This window comes from Stenomitos rutilans, assembly GCF_059505485.1.
This window is the reverse complement of the sequence record NZ_JCACKR010000001.1, coordinates 1-10,406: the sequence shown is the minus strand read 5'-3', so window position 1 is coordinate 10,406 and position 10,406 is coordinate 1. Positions and strand designations below refer to the sequence as shown.

Annotated in this window: 9 protein-coding genes; 8 read left to right on the top strand and 1 reads right to left on the bottom strand. The window is 49.9% G+C overall.

The features are described from left to right. From AC5JLP_RS00045 to AC5JLP_RS00015, 7 genes are all read left to right on the top strand, one after another. On the top strand, positions 1–372 hold a 372-nt coding region (locus AC5JLP_RS00045; protein WP_496065840.1), incomplete at its 5' end, for a hypothetical protein. Between the two features lie 178 nt (positions 373–550). Next, positions 551–1,780 (top strand): esterase-like activity of phytase family protein, encoded by a 1,230-nt coding sequence (locus AC5JLP_RS00040; RefSeq protein WP_496065839.1) that lies wholly within the window; start codon positions 551–553, stop codon positions 1,778–1,780. Between the two features lie 197 nt (positions 1,781–1,977). Beyond that, positions 1,978–2,568, top strand: a complete 591-nt coding sequence (locus tag AC5JLP_RS00035; RefSeq protein WP_496065838.1) for a chromophore lyase CpcT/CpeT — start codon at positions 1,978–1,980, stop codon at positions 2,566–2,568. Positions 2,569–2,585: 17 nt separating this feature from the next. Next, on the top strand, positions 2,586–3,839 hold the full coding sequence (codA, locus tag AC5JLP_RS00030; protein WP_496065837.1) for a cytosine deaminase: 1,254 nt from the start codon (positions 2,586–2,588) through the stop codon (positions 3,837–3,839). Positions 3,840–3,983: 144 nt separating this feature from the next. Further along, positions 3,984–4,217 (top strand): photosystem II protein, Psb35-related, encoded by a 234-nt coding sequence (locus tag AC5JLP_RS00025; RefSeq protein ID WP_496065836.1) that lies wholly within the window; start codon positions 3,984–3,986, stop codon positions 4,215–4,217. Positions 4,218–4,464: 247 nt separating this feature from the next. After that, a complete protein-coding gene (locus tag AC5JLP_RS00020) occupies positions 4,465–6,201 on the top strand; it encodes a helicase HerA domain-containing protein (protein WP_496065835.1) in 1,737 nt (578 codons plus the stop codon). Positions 6,202–7,084: 883 nt separating this feature from the next. Then, positions 7,085–8,068 (top strand): RNA polymerase sigma factor, RpoD/SigA family, encoded by a 984-nt coding sequence (locus AC5JLP_RS00015; RefSeq protein ID WP_496065834.1) that lies wholly within the window; start codon positions 7,085–7,087, stop codon positions 8,066–8,068. A gap of 353 nt (positions 8,069–8,421) precedes the next feature. Here AC5JLP_RS00015 and AC5JLP_RS00010 read toward each other — a convergent pair whose 3' ends face one another. Further along, on the bottom strand, positions 8,422–8,640 hold the full coding sequence (locus AC5JLP_RS00010) for a response regulator transcription factor (RefSeq protein WP_496065833.1): 219 nt from the start codon (positions 8,638–8,640) through the stop codon (positions 8,422–8,424). Between the two features lie 725 nt (positions 8,641–9,365). Here AC5JLP_RS00010 and AC5JLP_RS00005 point away from each other — a divergent pair. Further along, a complete protein-coding gene (locus AC5JLP_RS00005) occupies positions 9,366–10,352 on the top strand; it encodes an AraC family transcriptional regulator (RefSeq protein WP_496065832.1) in 987 nt (328 codons plus the stop codon). Positions 10,353–10,406 lie beyond the last annotated feature (54 nt).

The window sequence follows — 10,406 nt, the reverse complement described above, 5'->3', positions numbered from 1 at the left end:
AGCGATTTCCTCAAGTCTTATGTCACCTTTCTACGCCCCAACTGCGTAAGTCCTAACCAAATCAAATGGTTTATTGAGGAAAACAGAGATTGGGTAGAAATCTGGGATGATGGCGACGACATTGAGGATGAACAGTATTTCCAATATGGGGAACATCAAGACTGTTGCTCGATAAGAGGTCGATATATGAAGACCGCTCTCCAGCTTAGCTCTACTGAAGATGGCTATGTTTTTCTTCTCAACCCGCAGGTTTTAGACTCTCGAAATGAATGGGAAGCCTGGGATTTTGGTAATAAACTACCTGGTGCCAATCGCTATCGTTCGTTTTGGGACATGATGCAGAACGTGTATAAAAGAAGTTTTGGTTCTTGAACAACCTGAGAGCTAGGTGCAATGGACTGAAGCAGTCTGATGTTTTTGAGCTGTAGTCACCTTTACCTTCTTAGTAAAAGACACAGACCGTCTTGTTAAAGAAGCTTTCCCTGAGTTGTATGTCAAGCCCAGTTGTTCTAAAGGCACTTCAAATCATGCTACTAAACCAAAGCTCGCAATGATTGCAAGATCCTTCATAATTCAGGGGTATGCCTCAGTATTAAGAAAGAACGTGAGCGATCGGCAGTTCAACTTAACATCTTGTCTGATAGCCCTCTTGCTGGCGTTGATGCCGCTTTTGACGGGTTGCGATCTACCACAAGTGAGCGCTGAGGATCGCCTATTTTTGAATCTATCAGCAGACTTTTTGGGAGCGTATCAGCTTCCGAAGCAGGAGTTTCAGGGAACTCGGGTGGGTGGGCTGTCGGCAATCACCTACGATCGCCAGCGCGATCGCTTTTATGCCATTTCGGACGATCGCAGTGAGTTTGCGCCTGCCCGGTTCTACACGCTGAAACTGGCGTTAGATACGGCGGATGGCAAAGCCCCAAAGCTTAAGCAAGTCGCGATCGAAGCCGTCACGACGATTGCTAATGAAGGCGGCAAGCCTTACGCAAAGGGCACGATCGACCCTGAAGGCATTGCACTCTCACCGCTGGGCACTGTGTTTATCTCCAGTGAAGGCGTAACGCATGATGGCGTACCGCCTTTTGTGCGCGAGTTTGACTTGAAAACAGGACAGTGGAAGCATAGCCTGCAAATTCCCAAACGCTACATCCCTGATGCAAAGGGTGAGCAGCAAACGCAAGGTGTACAGGACAATCTGGGTTTTGAAGCGTTGACCACGACTCCTGGTGGATATGGCAAAACCGCCGTAGAGCCGTTTCGTTTGTTTACAGCCACTGAGTCGTCCTTGAAGCAAGATGCTGAACCTTCTAAAGCAGCACAGGGAGCCAAGAACCGTTTGCTGCATTACATGCTGGAGGCAAATAGAGCCTTGCTCGTTTCAGAACACCTTTACCAGCTCGATCCGCCGCCAGAAGAGGCTATCAATCACGGGTTAACCGAACTGACCGCGATCGATCAGGGCGGGCATTTTCTCAGCCTGGAGCGATCGTTCGGTACCAATGGCTTTCAGGTAAAGCTGTTTCAATTAGCAACAGGTGGTGCAACGGATATTTCTACGATCGATAGCTTGAAAGGCGCTCTGCGCGGTACGGTTGCCATTCCCAAAAAGCTACTGCTTGACCTCTCTTCGCTCAATCTACCGCTGGATAACCTGGAAGGCATGGCGATCGGCCCTCGCTTGCCCGATGGTAGCCGCAGTTTGTTACTGGTTAGCGATGACAACTTTCGGGAAGAACAGGTGACACAGTTTTTACTGTTTCGGTTTAGAGGGTTGGGGTAAGGTGGAAGGTAGAGGGCGCGAGGGGATTAGGGGAAGCGGAGGGAGCAGAGGAAGCAGGGGGAGCGGAGCGCAACTTAAGCTGTCTCTCTAGCCTCCCCAACTTCCCACCCCTCTATTGCAACAGACTTTCTCAACCGCATCTGCGTAGACAGCGATCGCTTTAACATAGTGTCAGTCTTTCAATGCACACACGATCGATGACTCACTCTACCGATATTGCAGCTCTGGGCCGTTGGATGGCGGCCGATTTTAGCAATCAGGCACAAGCATTTGAGAACCCGCCCTTTTTTGCTCATATTCGCGTTTGTATGCGTCCACTACCGATCGAATTGCTGTCGGGTTTAAGTCTGCTGTTAGAGCAAGCGTATGACTATGCGCTCAAGCAGCCGTATCGGTTGCGGGTGTTAAAGCTAGTTCCGGCTGGCGATCGCATTGAAATTGAGAATTATCTGGTACACGACGAAGCGCAGGTTTACGGTGCCACCCGCGACGTTGAGCGGCTACAAACACTCAAAACCGATCAACTCGAAAAAATGTCTGGCTGTACTGCCCATGTGCAGTGGACAGGGCATAGCTTTAAGGGGCATATCGAACCTGGCAAAGCCTGCATTGTAATGCGGGGCGATGTTAAGACGTATCTTGACAATGAGTTTGAGATTGATGGCGAGAAATTCACCAGTCACGATCGCGGACGTGATCCCGAAACTGACGAGCACCTGTGGGGATCAATTGCGGGGCCGTTTGAGTTTGTGCGCTGGGCCAGCTTTGCCGATGAGGTAAAGGTCTAAGTTGTGAAGGTATAAGCATGTACGATTTGCTCCTGCGTCATGGTCAGTTACTCCAGTCTGACGGGACAATTGTCGCGGTCGATCTTGCGATTCAGCAAGGAGTCATTGCGGCGATCGCACCCCAAATAACGGAGCCTGCAAAACAGGAACTGGATCTGCAAGGGCAGTTGGTCAGCCCTCCATTTGTCGAGTCTCACATTCATCTGGATTCTGCTCTAACGGTTGGCGAACCCCGCTGGAACCAGAGCGGCACGCTATTTGAAGGCATTGAAATCTGGCGCGATCGCAAGCAAAACCTTTCTCTCGAAGATGTGAAAACTCGTGCCATTACAACGCTGAAGCAGCAGGCGATGCAGGGCGTTCTGTTTGTCCGCACTCATGCCGATGTGAGTGAAGCCAGTCTGATAGCACTGCAAGGGCTACTAGAGGTGCGTGAAACCGTGAAGGATTGGATCACGCTGCAAGTAGTGGCCTTTCCGCAAGACGGTATTTTTGGCTCATCGCAGAATGACCACCTGATGGAACAAGCAATGGAGATGGGTGCCGATGCGGTTGGTGGCATTCCCCATTACGAGCTGACGCGCGAAGATGGCGTGAAATCGGTTCATCGCATCTTTGAACTGGCGCAAAAATACGATCGCCTCATCGACATCCACTGCGACGAAATTGATGACGATCAGTCTCGCTTTCTGGAAGTGGTGGGAGCCTGCGCCATTCGTGCAGGGATGGGATCTCGCGTGACAGCGAGCCACACCACGGCGTTTGGCTCCTACAACAATGCTTACGCCTTCAAGCTTCTGGGCCTTCTTCACCGCACGGAGCTGAACTTTATTGCCAATCCTCTCATCAACATTACGCTTCAAGGCCGCACCGATACCTACCCCAAACGTCGAGGCGTCACGCGCGTGAAGGAACTCTGGCAGCAGGGCATGAATGTCAGCTTTGGGCATGACTGCGTTCAAGATCCCTGGTATTCGTTAGGCACAGGCAACATGCTGGATGTAGCCTCAATGGGTCTCCACGTTTGCCAAATGACAGGTACGGCTGAAATTGACGCTTGCTACGACATGGTGACGTGGAATGGTGCCAGGACGTTGAATATCAGCGATCGCTACGGCGTTGAAGTTGGCAAACCCGCAAACTTGATTGTGCTAGATGCCCGCGATCGTTACGATGCCATTCGCCGCCGTGCGATCGTGAGCTACGTGATTTCTCAGGGCAAGCTCTTAGTATCTACGGAGCCACCAAAAACCATTTGGCACCGGGAATGAGCAGAGCAACCATCTTCGCCACGCCTAGTAGCACAGGTTTAGCAAGCGGTTCGGTTTACCGATCCGGCTTAAATGTTGCAGTCTTGACAAGGTTTTGTTACATTTATTTACACATATTGAAACAAAAGTTTACGGAGAGTCCTCATGATTATCTTAGCTACCTTATTCGTCGTGGGTTGGGTTGCTGTCGCGGTTCTGGGAACGCAAGCCTATTTCCGAGGTGAACAGTCTAAGCCCATTCATGAGCGCAACTGGCGTTCAGAATCCTTTGAAGCGCTGTCAGAAGCTGTAACAGGCACCACGATCGACTACAGCACTCGCGTTCCTGCTTATATTCCACTAGACGTTTACTCCAGCGAACTGCTGCCCGACGTTTAAGCTGTTTAGCCTGAGTAAGCTCGACTTTACTTTGTTCAGAAAGCTCTAGTTGACGTGCCCCTGCTCTAAGGACAAGCAGGGGCTTTTTTGGCGCTCCCTTCTGCCTGCTTGCATCCAGCAGGCAAAATGGTACACTTGTCTTACTAAGTAGTACATCTGCTTTAAGCCAGGATTGTAACACCGCACCCAGCATGCTGTGACCATCTGTCTACATCGGGCTTAAGTAGTGAGCGTATGGGGTTAGTGAATGACTCTAGAGCAACCACTCGGCTCTGTTGTTCAGGGTTCGCTTAGCCAAGGGTTAGAAGTGCGCTTACACCCCGACGTGTTTGTCGAAGACATGCGGGTCGGTAAGTTTCTCGTGGTGCAGGGGATGCGATCGCGCTTCTTTTGCATGCTCACCGATGTTTCCCTGGGCACGGGCAGTCCTCGCATTCTGGCAAATCCGCCTGATCCCAACAGCTTTTTACAAGAGGTGCTTGCGGGTACAGGGACGTTTGGCACGATTAATTTAACGCCGATGTTGATGTTTACACCGGGGGAAAGGAGTCAGGAGTCAGGAGTTAGGAATCAGGAGTTGAAAGCCAACTCAAAACCCAGCACTCAAAACTCAAAACTCTCTTCCTACAAGGCTCAGACTAGTGCTGATATTGAATTATTGCCTGTCAAAACGATCCCCGGTCACTTTAGCCAGGTATTTGATGCGAGTGAGCGAGATTTTCGGGCGGTGTTTGGTTGGGAGGATGATCCCAGTCGGCGAAATTTTGCGATCGGTCAGCCGATCGACACGGCTGTGCCTGTGTGTCTCGATCTCGATCGCTTTGTTGAACGCAGCAACGGGGTGTTTGGAAAGTCGGGAACAGGAAAGTCCTTTCTGACGCGGTTGTTGCTCTCTGGCATTATCCGCAAGCAGGCAGCGGTGAATTTGATCTTTGATATGCACTCAGAATACGGCTGGGAAGCGGCCCGTGAGGGTAAGCAGTTCAGCACGGTAAAAGGGCTGCGGCAGCTTTTTCCAGGACAGGTGCAAATCTATACGCTTGATCCCGATTCGACCAAGCGGCGTGGGGTGCGGGATGCTCAGGAGCTTTACATCAGCTATGACCAGATTGATGTCGAAGATTTAATGCTGGTGCGAGGCGAACTGAATCTATCGGAGGCCAGTCTGGAAAACGCGATTATTCTCCGCAACGAGTTTGGCAAAGCCTGGATTACGCGTCTGCTGGCGATGAGCAACGGCGAAATCCAGGAGTTTTGTGAAACCAAGATGGGCAGTAAATCTTCCATCATGGCGCTGCAGCGGAAGCTCAATCGTTTGGATGAGCTGAAATACATTCGCCAGTCCTGTCCTCATAATTATGTAGGTCAGATTTTAGAGTCGATCGATGCGGGTAAGCATGTGGTGGTGGAATTTGGCTCTCAGTCCAATCTACTGTCTTACATGCTGGCGACGAATGTGATTGCGCGGCGTATTCACCATGCCTACGTGCGCAAAGCCGAGCAGTTTTTGCAGACCAAAAAGGTGAGCGATCGCCCCCGTCAACTGGTCATCACGATTGAAGAAGCTCACCGCTTTCTCGATCCCTCGACGGTCGGACAAACCATTTTCGGCACGATCGCCCGTGAAATGCGAAAGTATTTTGTGACCCTGCTGGTGGTGGATCAACGTCCGTCTGGCATTGACAACGAAGTGATGTCTCAGATTGGCACGCGCATTACTGCTCTATTGAATGATGAAAAAGATATTGATGCCATTTTTACCGGGGTTTCGGGCGCACAGAGTTTGCGATCGGTCTTAGCCAAGCTCGACTCTAAGCAGCAGGCACTCATCCTGGGTCACGCGATTCCGATGCCCGTTGTCGTTAAAACTCGTCCCTATGATGAAACGTTCTATGCCGAAATTAGCGAACCTGCCTGGGAAGAATTGCCAACTTCCGTGGTCTTTAAAGCGGCTGAAGCTGCTAGAGCAGATCTTGGCGTTTAAGCTGAGGCCACAGCATCAAATTGAAGCGAGGCCGAGATCGCTCAGGGGTTGCCCTCTTAGGCGGATCGATCGCGGGCTATGGCACACGTTTATGTTGTAGTCAAAGATAGATCTGATTGGCGAGCCGCAACGTAAAACTAGTGAAGTCAATCGAAAGACGGACTTATACCCATCGATCGGTTCGGTTATCACGCTTAATGGGGACTATTTTGAAGCAAGTAATCAAGTCAAAATAGAGCATGTACAGACCTGGTATAACCTTTTTGACTAAAGACCCTAAGTTCCAAATTTCGCTACATAGGTGTGTACGTCTGATTCAATGACACTGCAATCTAGCTCTTGCACACTGCGAATGCTGCTTGCAACCGCACCTCAAAACCTTAAGAGATCTGGAACCTTATGTGCTGTGAAAGATTCACAAATCATCCAATCGGGTCATTCTACAGGGCGAAACTAACTGTCTGGGCTAGCGTCTATAATATAGGCTATCGATTCAACACAAACTCATAATGACTCCGCCTTGGTGCTTCACAATCTGGTTATTTCTTTCTCTGTAAGTGCTTCACCTCTTGCTTCTTAACGTTATTTCTACCAAGTTTTCTGTTTTGCTAGACAACGCTTTTACTTCCAGAAAATCGCGCTAGGCCGTTTAGGATTGCTTTTGCAACATCTGCCGTCATGACAGTGAGACGCAAACACCAGCAACTAAGTGGCTGCGCTGTTTGCAAAGTATTTCTCGTTTCGCAGACGGTTTATCAAGCAGAAACCTTGTCTCTCCTGTCTTAACTGATTTTACTGATGTCCTAACTGATTTTACTTAGGGCACGTGTTTTCGCTTCAGTCCCATGTTCCCTGTCCTTTGTCTACGGAGTTCTACGCATTCATGGCTACTGCCAACACCAAAACTAAAACGACAAAACCTACCTTTACGGCAGATATGGTTCGGACGTACCTGCACGAAATTGGTCGTGTGCCGATGCTGACCCATGAACAGGAAATCATTTATGGCAAGCAGGTACAGCAGATGATGGCACTGCACGACCAAAAAGAAGCGCTTGCCCAAACGCTTGACCACGAACCCACCGCGCAGGAGTTAGCAGACCATGCGCAGATGAGTGAAGCCGATCTTGATGAAGTGATGCGTCGCGGTCAGCGTGCTAAGCAAAAGATGATTGAGGCCAATCTGCGCCTTGTGGTGTCGATCGCCAAGAAGTACCAGAAACGCAATTTGGAGTTTCTAGATCTGATTCAAGAAGGCACAATGGGGCTGGAGCGTGGCGTTGAGAAGTTTGATCCCATGCGTGGGTATAAGTTCTCGACCTATGCGTACTGGTGGATTCGTCAAGCCATCACACGGGCGATCGCTCAACAAGCGCGTACCATTCGCTTGCCCATTCACATCACTGAAAAGCTCAACAAAATCAAGAAAGTGCAGCGCGAACTCGCACAACAGTTGGGGCGCAGCGCTACGGCGGCTGAAATCGGGGTTGCCTTGGAGCTTGAGCCTGCTCAGATTCGGGAGTATCTGACGATCGCACGTCAGCCTGTTTCCCTTGATCTGCGCGTGGGTGATAACCAGGATACTGAGCTACAAGACCTGCTGGAAGATGATGGCCCGTCGCCAGAGCATTACATGGCGCAAGAGTCATTGCGTCAGGACTTAGAAACCCTCATGGCTGACCTGACGCCTCAGCAACGTCAGGTGATTGCCTTGCGCTATGGCTTAGAAGATGGCAACGAGCTATCGCTAGCCAAGGTGGGCGAACGACTGAACCTTAGCCGTGAGCGGGTACGGCAGCTTGAGCGGCAAGCGCTTGATCACTTGCGTCGCCGGAAAGCAAACGTGCGTGAGTATCTAGCTAGCTAAACAGCCTGCTAGCTGGACAGTAATTTGAGGCAACGTTTTGAGGATAAGCCATTAGAACTGCTTATCCTCTTTTTTTTCAATTGCAGTCATGCAATGTAGCCGTAGCCAGTTTGAGTAGAACAGGGTGCAGAGCCGAAATACCTGGTTGGAGACAACGCTTCAAGCCATTCATTGATCGCTTCACGCTCTCATATTTCTGGCGATCGCTAAACAAACGAATACAGCAACGTGCTAGACGGTGTAGACGCTTCAGAGTCAGCCTGCTAGGTGAGCGAATTGAATTTTCACCCTCAGCACTTACATGATGGAGATCATGACTGTTCTAACCGAAGTGACAGGCTGGTATAGCTATGTCAAATCAAGCCAAGCCGCAAGGCGACGACTGCAACTTGAATACGACAATCAACCCCAAGTTTATTCATAATGCTACGGACGTGGGTTTTGACGGTGTTTGGGCTGAGGTGAAGGGTGGTTGCGATCGCTGGATTGCTACGACCTTCTACTAGCAATTTTAGAATTTCTAGTTCACGCGACGAGAGCCGACTGAACTTGATTAAGCTGGGAGACTGCATCAGTTTTGATTCACTAGTAAGCATTTGAATCGAGTTCTCGCTGGGCATTATCAGTAGGCTCTTAAAGAGTAGGAAAGTCAGTATGCTGCTAGAAACAGCAAGAATTTAGACGGAAACTTACCATTGTGAGAACAATTCATTGAAAGGCCTCGTCTCACCACGTACTCCACTAGATGAAGCCGTTGATCAATCATCCGCCTTACCCAGATGAATGCCTAGTGAAGATCATCAAGTTAAGGCGGAACTTAAAGCCAAGCTGGAGCTTTTCCGGGTGTAGCAGTCGGTCTTTACAAGGGAACAACTTAAGTGATCGATCGAGTGGAATTGCTAAGCAGCGCTTTTAGTACGATCGTCGAACGTTCTTTAGCCCTCGCTAGAGCGAGACACCGCGTGTCAGAGTCGATCGTGAGTGTTTGAAAAGGGTTTATAAAGGTGCTTGCAACCGACCAGACAGTTGAGGAACGGTAGGGGGGGCATCATCTCGACCTTGATGAAATCACGGCTGCCTCTGACTTTTCCTTAAGGTACTGGTTGAAAGCATGATGGGCAATGCCCAAATACGTCAAAAAGTTCACTTAAAACGCCAAGTGCTCATGTAGAGCTTCGGCGGCCGTATAGGGCAGTACACCCTGTAGACTAGGGAACAAACGCAAGGCTTCGCTAACCTTTACGAGAAGAAAACCCGTATGCAGACTGTTGTCTCAGCCAAATTGATTCAGGGAATCTTGACTGCAGCTGCTCATTACGGCTTGAAGATAGAAGACATTATGACGGCAGTTGGCCTTACTTCTGAATTGCTTGAAGATGTCGAGGCGAGACTTTCCCACGAAACGTACTGTAATCTGTGGCGTACTATTGCCTATCAGTCCGACGATCCAACTGTGGGGCTACAGATGGCAGAGTTCATCCGGCCTGCCACGCTAGATGTTTTGGGCTATATGATCTGCTACAGTGCGAACTTGGCGGAAGCGATCGATCGCATTGTGCAATACTCTCGATTAATGCACGCTGGCATTGTGGTTCTTTTTAAAGTTCAGGACAATGTTGCACGATTAACGATGACGTTTGGCGATGAATACATCGCTATCCATCGGGCTTACCACCAGTGGGCTTTAGCAGGGTTGATTCTCATCTGTCGTCGATCAACGGGCGTGGATATAATGCCCTTGAACGTTGGGTTTCAGCACTCTGAGCCAGACGATCTCTCTGCCTACCAGTCTTTGTTTCGATCGCCCCTGGAATTTGATCAGCCCTACAACACGATCGCTTTTGATACGGCACTGCTGGATCTACCGTTATTGAATGCTGACTCTACCCTATCTGCTATTTTTGATCAGTGTGCCGAGAAAGCGTTGGCAGCATTGCCAAGCTCTGATCGTCTGGAAGACCGGGTGCGTCAAGCGCTGGTTGCAAATTTGCGCAGTGGCAATCCCACGATTGAAGCGGTTGCCGCACGTGTGAAATATGCTCCGCGTACTTTGCAACGTAAACTTAAAGAAGAAGGAACCTCCTACCGCGATTTGCTAGATGAGGTTCGGCGAGAGCTTTCCATTCATTACTTGCGGGAAGAGCGGATTGCGATTGGTGAAATTGCTTTCCTACTCGGTTTTTCAGGTACAAGTGCGTTCTACCGGGCGTTTAAACGCTGGACTGGCATTTCACCGGGAGAGTTCTGGGCGACCCCTGCGATCGAGATTGCCAACGTTGGTTAACTGAGATCTTGCACCAGTCTCAACAAGGGGTTGCCAAAGGGGGAGAAACCTGAA